Genomic DNA, 15,532 nt, shown 5'->3' on the forward strand with positions numbered 1-15,532 from the left:
CCCTGCAAAAAGGCGTGCTGGCCGCGCCGCGCACGCTCGCCGGGCTGGCTTGTCCGGAGCTGCCCGAGGCCTACGCCGCGGCCGATGCCGCCGCCTTCCGCGCGCGCATCGGCAGCCTGCTCGCCGGGGCGGCCGCCCACGCTGTCCGGGACGGCGAGGATCCGGTGGCGGTCGGGCGCGCCGCGCGCGCGCGCGTCCTGCGCGAGCACGACTGGCAGCTGCGCCTGGCGGAGCTGCCGGCCCTGCTCGATCGCGCCAACGCGCCCGTCGCCCGCGTCGGCTGACGGCGCCATGGGCAAGCACGCGCCAGCCCCGGCACCGCCCGCCGTCGAGGCGCCGCGGCTGGTCGCGCACGTGGTGCCGCAGCTGGACGCCGCCGGCGCCGCGCTGCTCGACCTGATCGCCCACATGCCGGCGCAACGCTACCGCCACGCGGTCCTGTGCCTGGGCGAGCACAGCGCCTTCCACACCCACCTGCGCGAGCGCGGCGTCGAAGTGGTCGAACTGAAACGCCGCACCCGGCTCGATCCGGCCTATTACCTGCGCATGTACCGCGCCTTGCGTGCCCTGCGGCCCGACCTGGTGCATACCCGCAGCCCCGGCAGCCTGGACGGGCAACTGGTGGCCGCCCTGGCCGGCATCAGGCTGCGGGTGCACGGCGAGCATTCGGGCGAACACGGGCGCGAAAATGCCCACGGGACGGCGGCGCCCCCGCGCCGCAAAGCGCCGGGACTGCTGGGACGCGCGCTGCGTCCACTGGTCAAGCACTTCATCGCGGCCGGCGCCGAACAGGAACGCTGGCTGATCGAGCATGCCGGGGCGGCGCCCGGGCGCGTCACGCAGATCTCGGCCGGGGTCGACAGCGTCGAATTCCACCCGCGCCTGGGTCCGCACGCGGCCGTCGGACCGGCCGGCTTCATGCAGGACGACGCCTTCGTCGTCGGCAGCGTCGGCCGCATGGACGCGGTCGGCAACGACATCGCCCTGGTCGAGGCCTTCCTGGGCCTGCTCTCGTCGCCGCACCCGGCGCACCGGCGGCTGCGGCTGCTGATCGTCGGCGACGGGCCGATGCGCGGCGAATGCCGGGCCATGCTGGAACGGGCCGGGGCCGCCGACCTGGCCTGGCTGCCCGGCATGCGGCAGGACATCGCCCAGCTGATGCGCGCGATGGACCTCGTGGTGTTGCCTGGCCTGGCCGCGAACCGCCCCGATACCCTGCTCGAGGCGATGGCCAGCGGGCTGCCGGTGGTGGCGAGCGCGGTGGGGGTGCACCGCGAGCTGGTGCAGCCCGGCCTGACGGGTATCCTGGTGCCGCCCAGGTCGCCCGAGGTGATGGCCGCGGCGATCGCCGATTATTGCCGCATCCCCGAGATGGCGCGCCGCCACGGGGCGCGCGCCCGCGGCCAGGTGATCGCCCATCACAGCCTGCCGGCAATGGCGCGCCGCTACATCGCCGTCTACGACGCGCTCGCGCAGCAGGAAACGTCCGCGCGGCGCTAATTCAGGCGTTAAGCACGCACCCAGACGTACAGGAGGCCGCCGCGCGCGGCGGCGCGGCGCGGTTCACGGCACGCCGGCCAGCGGCACGGCGGCATCCTGGCGGGTGCCGTGCGCGCAGCCATCGTGTCGCTGGCGCACAAACCACTGTTCGAGCATCATCAGGGTCCATACGGTGCGGCCATGCGGCCACGGCGCCTCGGCCAGGCGGCGCGACAGCAACAGGTCGACGAAGTCGCGCCGCACGATGCGCCGCCGGGCCAGGTCCGACAGGCTGTCGCCGGCCAGCGCGCGCAGGCCGGCATCGGCCTGCAGCCAGCGCCCGAGCGGCAATTGCGGCGCGCCGGGGCTGCGCCAGGACTGGCCGGGCACCAGGGTGTCGAGGGCGGCGCCGAACAGCTGGCGGGCCCCGGCTTCGCACTTGTAGCGGGGCGCCAGCCGTGCCGACATCGCGACCACGGCGTCGCTCAGGAAAGGATGGGCCGCCTCGATGCCGGCCGCCGCGCAGGCGCCGGCGAAGGCCGGCAGCACCCGGCACGGCAGGTCGATGCGCAGCGCCAGTTCGACCAGCCGGTTGGCGGCGCTGCGCCCTTGCGCGCCCCACCAGGCCGCCGCCTCCAGCGCCGCGGGCGCTTCCGGGTCGACCAGTTCCAGGAAGGCCGGCTCGAACACCTCGGGGCCGTAGCCGAGCAGGACGTTGGCGCGGCGCAGCCGGGCCGGCACCGGCGCCAGCGACAGCTCGATGCGTTCGCGCAGGCGCGCGAACAGGCCGGGTACGCGCGCCGCCAGGCGGAACAGGATGGGCTCGATGGCGAGCTGGCGCAGCGCGCCCGGCAGGCGCTCGTAGCGCCCGGGGCGAGCCAGCTGCGCATGGCGCCGGCCGAGGCCGAACAGTTGGGCTCCACCCTGGGCGCCGACCAGCCGGGTCGCGCCGTCGGCGCCCGCCATGCGCGCCGCCGCCAGCAGCGCCACGGCCGCCGGATCGCCGCAAGGCCCGTCGCAGGCCGCCGCCAGCGCCGGCACCGCGGCCGTCACGTCCGCCGGCCCGACGATGACTTCGGCGTGACGGCTGCCCAGCCTGCGGGCGCTGGCGCGCGCCGGTTCGAGCGCGCCGTGGCTGTCGCCGGCAAAACCGATGGCATAGGTGCGGACGGGGTCGCCGCCGGCGCGCTGCAGCAGCCCGGCGAGCGCGGTGCTGGCGGCGCCGCCGCCGAGCAGCACGGCGTCGCCGGCCGGGTCGCGGTCGCCATCGACGGCGCAGCTCAAGGCGTCGGCCAGCTCGGCGAACGGCGCGGCATCGAGCGCGTGTTCGGTATAGCGCATGCGCCAGTAGTAGACGCGTTCGGCGCGGCCGTCGCGCAGGTGCAGGCACTCGCCCGGCGCGAGCCGGCGTTGCCCCTGCAGCATGGCGCGCGGCCCCGGCACCGCATGCAGGTAGAGATAGTCGTAGATGGCCTGGGGATCGATTTCGCGTCCGGCGCCGGGATGGCGCGCGAGCGCCGCGCCGCTGCTGGCGAACAGCAGGGTCCGGCCCACCATCTGGTAGTACAGCGGACGGGTTGCGCAGCGGTCGACCGCCAGCAGCGCCTCGGCCCGGCGTTCGTCCAGGATGGCGAAGGCGAAATGCCCGGACAGCGCGGCGCAGGCCTTGGCGCCATGGGTGCGCCAGAGCCGGGCCAGCGCCTCGGGCCGCTCGCCCCAATGTGCGATCAACAGGCCGTCCTCGTGCCAGAGCCTGGCTCCCGCCAGTGCCACCGCCCCCATGGCATGCACTGCGCAGTGCGCCGGCGGGCCGCCCGCGCGCTGCAGCGGCGCGGCCATGTCGGCGATCGGCAGGGCCGCCGGCTCGCGCGAAAACCAGCCGCACAGGCCGCTCATGGCGTCGCCTCCGCGAACAGCGGCGCCAGTTCGCCGGCCAGCAGTGCCCGGTCGATCTGCCCGTCGCGCGCGCGCGGCAGAGGCGCGCGGCGCACGTCGACCATGGCCGGCAGCATGTGCTGGGGCAGCCGGGCGCGGCAGGCGCCGAACAGGATCGAGGAATCCAGGCGCGCGCCCGGGCGCGCCGTGGCCAGCACCGCGATCACCTGGCCGAGCACCGGATGGGCCACGCCGACCGCCGCCGCCTCGGCGACCAGCCCGGTGCCGACCACGATTTTCTCGACCTCGCGTGGACTGACCCGGTAGCCGCCGGTGGTGATGGTGTCGCTGCGCGCCTCCACCAGGTACAGGTAGCCATCCATGTCCTTGCGCGCGGTGACGCCCGGCCAGCGCCCGTTCTCGCGCGGCGCCAGGCCCGGCAGCGGCGGCAGCGTGCGGAACTGGGCCGCGCTGCGCTGCGGATCGTTCCAGTAACCGAGCGTGACCAGGGGGCCGCGCTGCACCAGTTCGCCCGCCTCGCCGGGCGCGCATTCGCGGCCGTCCGCGCGCAGCACCAGCCAGTCCGCGTACGGCATCGGGCGCCCGATCGAACCGGGCCGTTCCTCGAGCTGGGAGGGCATCAGGCAGGTCGAACGGCAGGCGTCGCCGACGTCGTACATCAGGTGGATGCGGGTGCGCGGCAGCGTCCGCCGCACGGCGTCGAGCGCGGGGCGTTCCGGACTGCCGCCGGCGCTGGCGATGTAGCGCAGGCAGTCGCCCGCCCGCCCCAGCGGGATGTGCGCAAGCGCCTCCCAGGTGGCGGGCGAGGCGCTCAGGCCGGTGATCTCGCCGCGTTCCAGGAGCTCGGCCAGCGCCGGCGCGTCGGCCGCCTCCGGGAGGACGGCGCTGGCGCCGACAGAGAGCGTGGCCAGCAGTGCGTTCAGGCCGTGATCGACATGCAGCGGCAAGGCGGCCAGGATGCGGTCGCCCGCGCCGATGCCCAGGCAACGCGCGGTGGAGGCCGCGCCCGCGACCAGGTTCAGGTGGGACAGCGCGCTGGCCACGGGTTCCCCGGCCTCGCTGTCGCGGTAGAGCAGCGCGCCCAGCGCCGGCAGCGCGGGGGGCGGTCGACCTTTCGCCGCACTGGCCAGCCAGGCGTCCCAGCCGAGCGCGCGCTGGGCCAGGTCGCGCGGCACGCCGCCGCCGAGGACCACCACCGTGCGCAAGGCCGGGCAGTCGGCGAGGACCGGGGCCAGCGCCGCCAGGCGCCGGGCATCGGTCACCAGCAGGCGCGCCCCGCTGTGGCGCAGGCGGGCAGCGCAGCGCACCGCGGCCAGGTCCGGATCGAGCCCGACGAAGGCGCAGCCGGCGCTGGAGGCGCCGAGCAGGGCCGCCACCGCCTCCGGACGGGGCGGCAGGCAGACCGCTACCCGCTCGTTCGGCTCGGCGCCGCCCTGGAGCAGCGCGCCGCCGACCGCCGCCACCGCCGCTGCCAGTCCGGCGTAGCTGACGCGCGTCGCGCCTTGCCGCAATGCGGTGGCCGAGGGCGTGCGCTGCGCCACCTGCTCTACCAGTTCGTGGATCTGCTGGGCCATGTCTCCTCCAAAGATGCTAGCCGTAAAGAGTCATCATTGAGAAAATCTGCCACTGGTCCATTGACCGGTATCAACAGATATTGCTGGAATCTATCTGTCGTCAGTCAACACCACGCGCGGGCCTCGGTGTCAAATTGACATAAATGCATGATCGTTGCGTCGACAACCCGTGCCAACCCGTGACAACCCGGCTCCGGCCCGCAAGCAGCACCGCGGCCGGCAGCAGCGCAGGAGAAGCCAGCCTCATGAATGCTCCGCTCTTGACCACGCCGCGCGTGGAACCGTTCTTCTTCGACGCCGAGCCGGGAACCCGTTTCAGCCTGTACCACGCGCCCAATCCCCAGGTCGCGCCGCGCGGCGCCATCCTCTACGTCCACCCCTTCGCCGAGGAGCTGAGCCGCACCCGGCGCATGGCGGCGCAGCAATCGCGCGCCTTCGCCGCGCTCGGCTACGCGGTACTGCAGATCGACCTGTTCGGCTGCGGCGACAGCTGCGGCGAATTCAACGCCGGCCGCTGGGAGATCTGGCGCGACGACCTGGCCGTGGCCGCGGCCTGGCTGGCCGAACGCGACAGCGGCCCGCTGACCCTGTGGGGCCTGCGCCTGGGCGGCCTGCTGGCGCTGGACGCGGCCGCGGTCCTGAAGCCGCGCCGCCTGCTGCTCTGGCAGCCCTATCTGAGCGGGCGCACCTGCATCAACCAGTTCCTGCGCCTGTCGGAACAGCTCAGGGATCCGGCGCCGGGCGCGCCGCGCAGCACCTCGGCCCTGCGCGCCCAGCTCGCGGTGCACGGCATGATCGAGGTCGCGGGCTACGAGGTGGCGGTGCCGCTGGTAAAGGCGATCGACGCCTGCGACGCCGCCAGCATCGCGCTGCCGCCCTGCAGCATCCACTGGCTCGGCTACGGCGGCCCTGCGCCGGCGCGCGCCGCGGCCGGCGCGGCGCGCATGAAGGAGCGCTGGGCCGAAGCCGGGGTCGAACTGCACTACCGCCAGCTCGAGGGCAGCCCGGCCTGGAGCGGCGCCGGCCACCTCGACTGCCCCGTGCTGCGCGACGCCACCAGCACCCTGTTTGCGGGAGACCCGGCATGAGACTCGAACAGCGCGCGCTGCGCTTCCAATGCGGCGGCAATGCCCTGATCGGCATCGTCGACGTGCCCGAACGGCCCCTGGCCCGCGGCCTGCTCATGCTGGCCGACAGCGGCCAGTACCGCACCGGCAGCCATCGCCAGTTCACCCTGCTCGCGCGCCTGCTGGCCGGCCGCGGTGTCGCCGTGATGCGCTTCGACCGCGCCGGCGCCGGCGACAGCGAGGGCCGCAGCTGCGACCAGGCCGGCGGCGCCGACATCGCCGGCGCGATGAACGAGTTCTTCGTTCACGTCCCCGAAATGAAGGAAGCCGTGATCCTCGCCGCTGGCGACGCCGCCGGCCAGGCGGCCACCTATGCCGCCGCCGACGCGCGCGTGGCCGGGCTCGCCCTGTTCAATCCGGAACTGGCGCAGGCCGAGCCGTCCGCCGGGAGCCTGGCCCTGCGCGCGATCGGTCACTATGCGCCGCCGCTGCTGCGGCGCCACCTGCCCGCCCTGCGCCGAGGCCTCGGCATGCGCGCGCCGGCGCTGGCGCCCGAGCTGGCCAGCGCCTTCGACAACTACGAGGGCCAGCTGCTGCTGGTGCTCGCCGGCGGCGCCGCTGGCAGCGGGCACGGCGCAGGCCTGCTCGAAGCACGGCGCGCGCGCTGCCGGCGGGTCGAGATCTCCGGCGCCGACGGCGGCTTCAGCCGCAGCGCCTGGCGCGAAGCGGTGGCGGCGGCGAGCGCGAGCTGGCTGACCTCGTGGTGAGCCGTGGTGCAAGCCTCTGGAGACCGCGCGAAATGCGTCCAAATCGTCTATAGTGATGCCTCTGTACAAATAGTAGAGTTGTCATGAAATTTGACGTCGCAATCGTCGGCAGCGGTCTGGCCGGCTTGTCGGTCGCACTGCACCTCGCGCAAACCCGCAAGGTCGCGATCATCTCGAAACGCGAACTGCTCGACGGCGCGAGCAACTGGGCCCAGGGCGGCATCGCCGCGGTGCTCGATTCCGGCGACAGCCACGACCAGCACATCGCCGATACCCTGGTGGCCGGCGCCGGCCTGTGCGACGAGGCGGCGACCCGTTACATCGTCGAGCACGGCCGCGAGGCGATCGAATGGCTGATCGAACAGGGCGTGCCCTTCACCCGCGACGCCAGCGCCGAGCTGGGCTTTCACCTGACGCGCGAGGGCGGCCACAGCCAGCGCCGCATCATCCACGCCGCCGACGCCACCGGCCACGCGGTCCAGGTCACGCTGGAACAGAAAGTGCGCGCGCATCCGAACATCGCGCTGTTCGAACACCACTGCGCGATCGACGTCATCACCTCGGACAAGCTGACCGGCAAGGGCGTGCATGGCGGCGCGCCCAGCCTGGTCGGACAGCCGCGCTGCCACGGCCTCTACGTCCAGGACGAAAAGAGCGGCAAGGTGCTCACCTTCGAGGCCGAGCACACCGTGCTGGCCACCGGCGGCGCCGGCAAGGTCTACCTGTACACCACCAACCCCGATACCGCCACCGGCGACGGCATCGCCATGGCCTGGCGCGCCGGCTGCCGCGTGTCGAACATGGAATTCATCCAGTTCCACCCGACCTGCCTGTACCACCCGTACGCGAAATCCTTCCTGATCACCGAGGCGATCCGCGGCGAAGGCGGCCTGTTGAAGCTGCCGCCGGAAGCGGGCGTGGCGGCGGGAACCCGCTTCATGCCGGCCCACGACGAGCGCGGCGAACTGGCCCCGCGCGACGTGGTCGCGCGCGCGATCGACTTCGAGATGAAGAAGCGCGGCCTGGACTACGTCCACCTCGACATCAGCCATCAAAGCCCCGAATTCCTGATGGAGCACTTCCCGACCATCTACGCGCGCTGCCTGGAGTTGGGCATCGATATCACGAAAGAACCTATTCCTGTCGTGCCGGCGGTGCACTTCACCTGCGGCGGCGTGGTCACCGACCTGGCCGGGCGTACCGACATTCCCGGCCTGTATGCGGTCGGCGAAACCGCCTGCACCGGCCTGCACGGGGCGAATCGCCTGGCCAGCAACTCGCTGCTCGAATGCGTGGTGGTGGGGCGCGCCTGCGCCAGCCAGATCGCGGCCGCGCCGAAGGTCGAGAACCCGGTGCTGCCGCCCTGGGACGAGAGCCGCGTCACCAACGCCGACGAGGAAGTGGTCATCGCCCACAACTGGGACGAGCTGCGCCGCTTCATGTGGAACTACGTCGGCATCGTGCGCACCACCAAGCGCCTGGAGCGCGCCCAGCACCGCATCGCCCTGCTCAAGGAAGAGATCGACGAGTACTACCGCAACTTCCGCATCACGCACGACCTGCTGGAGCTGCGCAACCTGGTCGACGTCGCCTCGCTGATCGTCAACAGCGCCCTGTCGCGCCACGAAAGCCGCGGCCTGCATTATTCGCGCGATTATCCGGACACCCTGCCCAAGGCGCTGCCGAGCGTGCTCACGCCGCTGCGGCGCTGACACGCCGCCCTGCGGCCATCCCGCCAAGCCCGGCCCGCCCCCGCGCGGGCCAATTCACATCCATGAACCGTCAACTCACCGCCCCCACCGCCCTGCTGCTGACCGTACCGCCCGTGCTCTGGGCCGGCAATGCCATCGTGGGTCGCCTGGTGCGCGACGCCGTGCCGCCGATGACCCTGAACCTGCTGCGCTGGACGATCGCGCTGGCGGTGCTGCTGCCGCTCGGGCGCGCCGCCCTGCGCGCCGGCAGCGGCGCGCTGTCGAACTGGCGCCGCTACAGCATGCTCGGCCTGTTCGGAATCGGCCTGTACAACTCGCTGCAATACCTGGCCCTGCAGAGCTCGACCCCGATCAACGTCACCCTGGTCGCCTCGGGCATGCCGGTCTGGATGCTGCTGGTCGGGCGCCTGTTCTTCAAGGTCCAGGTGCGCCCGCGCCAGGTCGGCGGCGCCCTGCTGTCGATCGCCGGGGTGCTGGTGGTGCTGTGCCGCGGCGACGTGCACCAGCTGGCGGCGCTGCGCCTGGTTCCCGGCGACCTGTACATGATCCTGGCGACCATCGCCTGGTCCTTCTACAGCTGGCTGCTGATGCAGCAGCGCGACGTGCCGGCGCTGCGCGCCGACTGGGCGGCCTTCCTCCTGGTCCAGGTCGGCTACGGCGTGTTGTGGTGCGGCGCCCTGTCCGGCCTGGAAGCGGCGACGGGCGGCATCGAGATCGCCTGGAGCTGGACGGTCGCGGCGGCCCTGCTCTACGTGGCGATCGGCCCGGCCATCGTCGCCATGCGCTGCTGGGGCGCCGGCGTGCAGCGTGCAGGCCCGACGCTGGGCGCCTTCTTCATCAACCTGACGCCGCTGTTTACGGCCGTGTTGTCGTCCGCCTTCCTCGGCGAAGCGCCCCACCTCTACCACGCGCTCGCCTTCCTCATGATCGTCGGCGGGATTGCGGTGTCGGCCCGCTAGCACGGCCGCGACCGAGTTTCTCCTACAGGAAACGTGTGTTAGCCGACCCGGCAAGAATGCTAGGATCCCAGCGAACAGGAGGATGAAAGCAAGATGGCTGAAGGTTCCACACGACAGGACGGGAATGCGGCACCGGCCGCGCAGTTGTCCGACGAATCGGCCGAGCGCCTGGCCGCGCAGTTGGCTGAATTCCTGGTGCGCCATCCGAAAACGCTGGTGCTGACGGGCGCCGGCCTGTCGACCGCCTCGGGCATTCCCGACTACCGCGACCGCGACGGCGTGCGCCGCGGCCGGCCGCCGATCCAGGGCCCGGAGTTCCGGCGTTCGGAGCTCGTGCGGCGCCGCTACTGGGCGCGCAGCATGATCGGCTGGCCGGTGCTGGCCCGGGCCGCCCCGAACGCCGGGCACGAGGCCCTGGCGGCCCTGGAAGGCGCCGGGCGGCTGGGATCGCTGCTGACCCAGAACGTCGACGGCCTGCACCAGCGCGCCGGGAGCCGCGCGGTGCTCGAACTGCACGGGAACATCCATTCGGTGCTCTGCATCGACTGCGGCGCGCGCATGCCGCGCGCCTTGGTCCAGCAGCAGCTGGTGGACGCCAACCCGGGGCTTTCCGGCGCGATGGCGACACCGCTGCCCGACGGCGACGCCCAGCTCGAACCAGACGCCCTCGACGATTTCCGGCTGCCCTGGTGCCCGCACTGCAACGGCACCCTGATGCCCGACGTGGTCTTCTTCGGGGATAACGTACCGCCGCCGCGCACCGCGTGCGCGCTGGCGCAGATGGACGCGGCCGACGCCCTGCTGGTGGTGGGCTCCTCGCTGATGGTGTACTCGGGCTTTCGCTTCTGCCGCCTGGCGGCCGAAGGCGCCAAGCCGATCGCCGCCGTCAACCTGGGCCGGACCCGCGCCGACCACCTGTTCAAGCTGAAGCTCGAGGCCTCGGCCGAGGCGCTTCTGCCGCACGTAGCCCGGCTTCTGGGCGCCGACAACGCGCCGCCGCCGATCAGTGAAAACAAGGAAAAGGGGGAACTGTGAGAACAGACTACAACCTGGCACGCACGACCACACGCGACACCGGCGCCGCCCTGGCCCGGGGCGGATGGCAGGCCAAGGCCCTGGTGGGCGGCCTGGCCCTGGCGGCATCCTACTTCTACGTGCGCGCCAGGACCGCGCAGGTCGAACGCGATAACCCGCCGCGCGGCCGCTTCGTCGAGGTCGACGGCGTGCGCCTGCACTACATCGAACGCGGCGAGGGCCCGGTGGTGGTGCTCCTCCATGGCAACGGCATCGTCGCCGACGATTTCGAGACCAGCGGCGTGCTCGACGGATTGAGCGAACGTTACCGCGTAATCGCCTTCGACCGTCCCGGCTACGGCTACAGCGAGCGTCCGCGCACCACGCTGTGGACGCCGGACGCCCAGGCGCGCCTGCTGCACCACGCGCTGCAGGAACTGAAGATCGATTCTAGCATCGTGGTCGGCCACTCCTGGGGCACGATGGTCGCCATGGCGATGGGCCTGCAGGTGCCGGACTTCGTGCGCGGGCTGGTGCTGCTGTCGGGCTACTACTACCCGACGGTCCGCATGGACGTGCCGATCATGGCCCAGCCGGCGATCCCGCTGGTCGGCGACGTCCTGCGCTACACGGTCTCCCCGCTGATCGCGCGCCTGCTCTGGCCGCTGATGAAGAAGCGCGTGTTCGCGCCGATGAAGGTATCGGAGCGCTTCAACCGGCTTCCGGTGTGGATGATGCTGCGCCCGAAACAGCTGCGTGCGAGCGCCGCCGAAGCCGCGATGATGGCGCCGGCAGCGATGTCGCTGGCCAGACGCTACGGCCAGCTGCGCGTACCGGTGCAGATCCTGTGCGGCACCCGGGACAAGATGCTCATGCCGTCGACCCATTCCGAGCACCTGCACCAGACCCTGGAACGCGCAGGCCGCGACAGCGAACTGCTGCTCGAGCCGGGCGTCGGCCACATGGTGCATTACGCGCATCCGGACATGGTGGCGCGCGCGGTGGATGCCGTCGCGGCCCAGGTGGGCGAACCGGTGACGCTGCGCAGCCCGCGCGCCGAGGCGCTGGCGCGGGCGGGCGAAAGCGGGGTTTGAGATCCGGATGAGCAAAGGATGTGATCATCCCGACGCGCGACAAGCGAGCGCCTGGCGTGGACGGGTTCCCCGTCCACGCGTTCAACTGGAGCATGCATTGTCGCAGCGCGTCGCAGCTGTGTACTGGCACGGCGTGCCAGCGTACTAGTCGGCGTGGGCACAAGTGCCCACCCTACCCCGCAGATGCGCTTCAGTCGACGATGCGCAAGGAATAATCCGTTGCGCGCACGTCCTTGGTCAGGCTGCCGATCGAGATGCGGTCGACGCCGGTCTCCGCGATGGCGCGCACGGTCTGCATGTTGATGCCGCCCGAGGCTTCCAGCAGGGCGCGCCCCGCGTTCACCTTCACCGCTTCGCGCATCATGTCGAGGTCGAAGTTGTCGAGCAGGACCGACTGCACGCCGGCCGCCAGCGCTTCCTCGAGCTGGGCGATGGTCTCGACTTCGATCTGCACCGTGACGCCGGCATTCAAGGCAGCCGCGTTCTCCAGCGCGCGGGTCACCCCGCCGGCGGCCGCGATGTGGTTTTCCTTGATCAGGATGCCGTCGTACAGGGCCATGCGCTGGTTCTTGCCGCCGCCGACGCGCACCGCATACTTCTGCGCCTGGCGCAGGCCCGGCAGGGTCTTGCGGGTGTCGAGGATGGCGGCATTCGTGCCCTGGATTACGTCGACGTACTTGCGGGTGGCCGAGGCCACGCCCGAGAGCAGCTGCATGAAGTTCAGCGCCGCGCGCTCGGCGGTGAGGAGCGAACGGGGCGAACCTTCGATGGTGCAGACCACGCTGTCGGCCGTCATCAGGTCGCCCTCGGCGTACTGCCAGGCTATCTCGATGTCCTGGTCGACCGCCAGCATGACGCCTTCGAACCAGGGTGCGCCGCACAGCACGGCTTCCTCGCGCACGATCACGCGCGCTTTCGCGCGCGGCTCCTGCGGCACCAGCAGGCCGGTCAGGTCGCCGGTGCCGACGTCTTCCAGCAGCGCGGCCAGGATGTTCTGCTCGAAGGCGGCCTGCAGCTTCTCGTCGAATTGGTCGTGCGGATTACGTAGTGTGGTCGATGCGGTCGTCATGCGGGGCCTACTCCGGAAAACAGTTGAGCGTTCTGTTCGAGCGCGCCTTGCGGCAGCGCCTTGGCTTTCTTGGCGGCGGCGAAATCGAGCATGCGGTCGATCGCGCGCACGGCCTGGCGGCCGATCTGCGGATCGACGAAGACTTCGTTGGCGCCGTTTTCCAATGCGTCCGCCAGGTTCTTCAGGCCGTTCATCGCCATCCACGGGCAGTGGGCGCAGCTCTTGCAGGTCGCGCTGTTGCCGGCCGTCGGCGCTTCGATGAAGTGCTTGCCCGGCGCGGCCATGCGCATCTTGTGCAGGATGCCGTTGTCGGTGGCGACGATGAAGGTCGTCGCATCCATGGTCTGGGCCGCGTTGATCAGCTGGGTGGTCGAACCGACCACGTCGGCCTGGGCCACCACGTTGGCCGGCGACTCGGGATGGACCAGGACCTTGGCGTCCGGATGCTGGGCCTTCAGCAGGTCGAGTTCGATGCCCTTGAATTCGTCGTGCACCAGGCAGGAGCCCTGCCACAGCAGCATGTCGGCGCCGGTCTGCTTCTGGATGTACGAGCCCAGGTGGCGGTCGGGCGCCCACAGGATCTTCCTGCCCTGCTCGTGCAGGTGCTTGACGATGTCCAGGCCGATCGACGAGGTCACCATCCAGTCGGCGCGCGCCTTCACGCCGGCGCTGGTGTTGGCGTACACGACCACCGTACGGTCCGGATGCTGGTCGCAGAAGGCGGCGAATTCGTCGGCCGGGCAACCCAGGTCGAGCGAGCAGGTCGCTTCCAGGTCCGGCATGAGGATGGTCTTCTCGGGACTGAGGATCTTGGCGGTCTCGCCCATGAAGCGCACGCCGGCCACCACCAGGGTCTTGGCCGGATGGTCGCGCCCGAAGCGCGCCATTTCGAGGGAATCCGAGACGCAGCCGCCGGTTTCCTCGGCCAGGTCCTGCAGCTCGGGATCGACGTAGTAGTGGGCGACCAGGACCGCTTGCTTTTCCTTCAGCAGGCGGCGGATGCGTTCCTTCAGTTCCTGCTTTTCCTCGGCGGTCGGGGTCGCGGGGACCTTGGCCCAGGCGTGGGCGGTACAGGCGGCGCCGTCCTGCGGGTGGTCGTATTCGAAAGTCTTGATGGGGATGTTCATGCGAAGCTTGCTCTCACATGCTCGCGCCGGCACGCACCGCGGCGGGCCGACGCCGGTTGGACGCGTGGACGGCAAAGCCGTCCACCCTACGGGTATGGCATCAATGATCCCATCCCGCACTCACTACCTGTTGATCAGTCGATACCCTGGCTCTTCAGGTACTCTTCATAGGTGCCGCGGAAGTCGACCACCTCGTTTTCCTTCACCTCGAGCACGCGGTTGGCGAGCGAGGACACGAATTCGCGGTCGTGCGAGACGAAGATCAGGGTGCCTTCGTACTTGTCGAGGGCGATGTTGAGCGACTCGATCGACTCCATGTCCATGTGGTTGGTCGGTTCGTCGAGCAGCAGCACGTTGTGGCGGCCCAGCATCAGCTTGCCGTACATCATGCGGCCCTTTTCGCCGCCGGACAGCACGCGCACCGACTTCTTGACCTCGTCGCCGCCGAACAGCAGGCGGCCCAGGATCGAGCGCACGGCCTGGTCGTCGTCGCCCTCTTTCGTCCACTGGCCCATCCAGTCGGTGAGATTCGCGTCGGTGGCGAATTCCTCGGTCGGATCCTGGGGCATGTAGCCGACGTTGGCGTTCTCCGCCCACTTGACGCGGCCCTGGTCGGCGTCGAGACCGGTGATCTCGCCGCTGCCGATGCAGCGCAGCAGCGTGGTTTTACCGGCGCCGTTGGCGCCGATGATCGCGATGCGCTCGCCCGCCTCGACCATGATCGAGAAGTTCTTGAACAGCGTGCGGTCGTAGGCCTTGGTCAGGCCCTCGGCTTCCACCGCCAGGCGGTGCAGCTTCTTCTCGCCCTCGAAGCGCACGAACGGATAGGCGCGCGAGGACGGCTTGAATTCCTCGATCTTGATCTTGTCGATCATCTTCAGGCGCGACGTCGCCTGGCGGGCCTTGGACTTGTTGGCCGAGAAGCGGCGCACGAAGTCCTGCAGTTCGGCGACCTTTTCCTTGGCCTTGGCGTTGTTGGCCAGCTGCTGGTTGCGGGCCTGGGTCGAGGCCAGCATGTAGTCGTCGTAGCTGCCCGGATAGACCTTCAGCGTGCCGTAATCCATGTCGGCGATGTGGGTGCAGACCTGGTTCAGGAAGTGACGGTCGTGCGAGATGATGATCATCGTCGAGTTGCGCTGGTTGAGGATGTCCTCCAGCCAGCGGATCGTGTGGATGTCCAGGTTGTTGGTCGGTTCGTCCAGCAGCAGGATGTCCGGGTCCGAGAACAGGGCCTGGGCCAGCAACACGCGCAGCTTCCAGCCCGGCGCGACCGCGCTCATCGGGCCCTGGTGCAGGTCGGTGCCGATGCCCAGGCCCAGCAGCAGTTCGCCGGCCCGCGCCTCGGCCGAGTAGCCGTCGTATTCGGCGACCTTGCCCTCGAGCTCGGCGGCCTTCATGTAGTCGTCGTCGGTCGCTTCCGGATTGGCGTAGATGGCGTCGCGTTCGGCGATGGCGTTCCACAGCTCGGTGTGGCCCATCATGACCACGTCGAGCACGCGCACGTCCTCGTAGGCGAACTGGTCCTGGCGCAGCTTGCCCAGGCGCTCGCCCGGGTCGAGGCTGACGTTGCCGGCCGACGGTTCGAGGTCGCCGCCGAGGATCTTCATGAAGGTCGACTTGCCGCAGCCGTTGGCGCCGATCAGGCCGTAACGGTTGCCTTCGCCAAATTTGACGGAGATGTTCTCGAACAACGGCTTGGCGCCGAATTGCATCGTGATGTTGGCTGTACTGAGCACTGGTAGAAACCTTTAAAGCAAAGTCTGCGCGAGAAGCC

General features: G+C 70.6%; 13 protein-coding genes. 8 read left to right on the forward strand and 5 right to left on the reverse strand.

The genetic code is table 11. The annotated features are described in order from the left end of the window. Together RT688_RS14450 and RT688_RS14455 are read left to right on the forward strand one after the other, a co-directional pair. A partial coding sequence (locus RT688_RS14450; protein WP_313705551.1) for a hypothetical protein occupies positions 1–284 on the forward strand: 284 nt, incomplete at its 5' end. Between the two features lie 7 nt (positions 285–291). After that, positions 292–1,500, forward strand: coding sequence for a glycosyltransferase (locus RT688_RS14455; RefSeq protein ID WP_313705552.1), 1,209 nt, complete (start codon positions 292–294; stop codon positions 1,498–1,500). A gap of 63 nt (positions 1,501–1,563) precedes the next feature. Here the strand turns inward: RT688_RS14455 and RT688_RS14460 are convergent, their stop codons facing one another. Together RT688_RS14460 and RT688_RS14465 are read right to left on the reverse strand one after the other, a co-directional pair. After that, positions 1,564–3,375, reverse strand: coding sequence for an asparagine synthase-related protein (locus tag RT688_RS14460; RefSeq protein ID WP_313705553.1), 1,812 nt, complete (start codon positions 3,373–3,375; stop codon positions 1,564–1,566). After that, positions 3,372–4,949 carry an AMP-binding protein gene (locus RT688_RS14465; RefSeq protein WP_313705554.1) on the reverse strand — a complete coding sequence of 526 codons (1,578 nt, stop codon included), beginning with the start codon at positions 4,947–4,949 and terminating at the stop codon, positions 3,372–3,374. Before RT688_RS14465 ends, RT688_RS14460 begins: the two co-directional genes overlap by 4 nt. A 245-nt stretch (positions 4,950–5,194) precedes the next feature. Between RT688_RS14465 and RT688_RS14470 the strand changes: the two genes are divergently transcribed. The 6 genes from RT688_RS14470 (at position 5,195) to RT688_RS14495 (ending at position 11,562) form a co-directional block, all read left to right on the forward strand. Beyond that, entirely contained in the window at positions 5,195–6,037 is an 843-nt protein-coding gene (locus RT688_RS14470) for a hydrolase 2, exosortase A system-associated (protein ID WP_313705555.1), read from the forward strand. After that, a complete protein-coding gene (locus tag RT688_RS14475) occupies positions 6,034–6,783 on the forward strand; it encodes a hypothetical protein (protein WP_313705556.1) in 750 nt (249 codons plus the stop codon). The genes RT688_RS14470 and RT688_RS14475 overlap by 4 nt, the downstream gene beginning before the upstream one ends. An 83-nt stretch (positions 6,784–6,866) precedes the next feature. Continuing rightward, the gene (nadB, locus tag RT688_RS14480; protein WP_313705557.1) at positions 6,867–8,495 is read left to right on the forward strand and encodes an L-aspartate oxidase; all 1,629 of its coding nucleotides are present in this window, start codon (positions 6,867–6,869) and stop codon (positions 8,493–8,495) included. Between the two features lie 62 nt (positions 8,496–8,557). After that, on the forward strand, positions 8,558–9,454 hold the full coding sequence (locus tag RT688_RS14485; protein ID WP_313705558.1) for a DMT family transporter: 897 nt from the start codon (positions 8,558–8,560) through the stop codon (positions 9,452–9,454). Positions 9,455–9,547: 93 nt separating this feature from the next. Next, positions 9,548–10,489: an NAD-dependent protein deacetylase gene (locus tag RT688_RS14490; protein WP_313705559.1), complete on the forward strand. Its 942-nt coding sequence runs from the start codon at positions 9,548–9,550 to the stop codon at positions 10,487–10,489. Next, positions 10,486–11,562 carry an alpha/beta hydrolase gene (locus RT688_RS14495; RefSeq protein ID WP_313705560.1) on the forward strand — a complete coding sequence of 359 codons (1,077 nt, stop codon included), beginning with the start codon at positions 10,486–10,488 and terminating at the stop codon, positions 11,560–11,562. Before RT688_RS14490 ends, RT688_RS14495 begins: the two co-directional genes overlap by 4 nt. A gap of 190 nt (positions 11,563–11,752) precedes the next feature. On the opposite strand, the gene nadC is transcribed toward RT688_RS14495, so the two are convergent. From nadC to RT688_RS14510, 3 genes are all read right to left on the reverse strand, one after another. Then, complete coding sequence (gene nadC / locus RT688_RS14500) at positions 11,753–12,631, reverse strand: carboxylating nicotinate-nucleotide diphosphorylase (RefSeq protein ID WP_313705561.1); 879 nt, start codon at positions 12,629–12,631, stop codon at positions 11,753–11,755. Continuing rightward, entirely contained in the window at positions 12,628–13,758 is a 1,131-nt protein-coding gene (gene nadA / locus RT688_RS14505) for a quinolinate synthase NadA (protein ID WP_313705562.1), read from the reverse strand. The genes nadC and nadA overlap by 4 nt, the downstream gene beginning before the upstream one ends. 134 nt (positions 13,759–13,892) lie before the next feature. Beyond that, on the reverse strand, positions 13,893–15,494 hold the full coding sequence (locus RT688_RS14510; RefSeq protein ID WP_313705563.1) for an ABC-F family ATPase: 1,602 nt from the start codon (positions 15,492–15,494) through the stop codon (positions 13,893–13,895). Positions 15,495–15,532: the final 38 nt, after the last annotated feature.

This window comes from Massilia sp. (assembly GCF_032106685.1).
Lineage (GTDB): Bacteria > Pseudomonadota > Gammaproteobacteria > Burkholderiales > Burkholderiaceae_D > Telluria.

Bases quoted from the DNA above. Each gene is read 5' to 3' on its own strand.
- RT688_RS14455 (WP_313705552.1), top strand. From the start codon at position 292: ATGGGCAAGCACGCGCCAGCCCCGGCACCGCCCGCCGTCGAGGCGCCG.
- RT688_RS14460 (WP_313705553.1), bottom strand. From the start codon at position 3,375: ATGAGCGGCCTGTGCGGCTGGTTTTCGCGCGAGCCGGCGGCCCTGCCG.
- RT688_RS14465 (WP_313705554.1), bottom strand. From the start codon at position 4,949: ATGGCCCAGCAGATCCACGAACTGGTAGAGCAGGTGGCGCAGCGCACG.
- RT688_RS14470 (WP_313705555.1), top strand. From the start codon at position 5,195: ATGAATGCTCCGCTCTTGACCACGCCGCGCGTGGAACCGTTCTTCTTC.
- RT688_RS14475 (WP_313705556.1), top strand. From the start codon at position 6,034: ATGAGACTCGAACAGCGCGCGCTGCGCTTCCAATGCGGCGGCAATGCC.
- nadB (WP_313705557.1), top strand. From the start codon at position 6,867: ATGAAATTTGACGTCGCAATCGTCGGCAGCGGTCTGGCCGGCTTGTCG.
- RT688_RS14485 (WP_313705558.1), top strand. From the start codon at position 8,558: ATGAACCGTCAACTCACCGCCCCCACCGCCCTGCTGCTGACCGTACCG.
- RT688_RS14490 (WP_313705559.1), top strand. From the start codon at position 9,548: ATGGCTGAAGGTTCCACACGACAGGACGGGAATGCGGCACCGGCCGCG.
- nadC (WP_313705561.1), bottom strand. From the start codon at position 12,631: ATGACGACCGCATCGACCACACTACGTAATCCGCACGACCAATTCGAC.
- nadA (WP_313705562.1), bottom strand. From the start codon at position 13,758: ATGAACATCCCCATCAAGACTTTCGAATACGACCACCCGCAGGACGGC.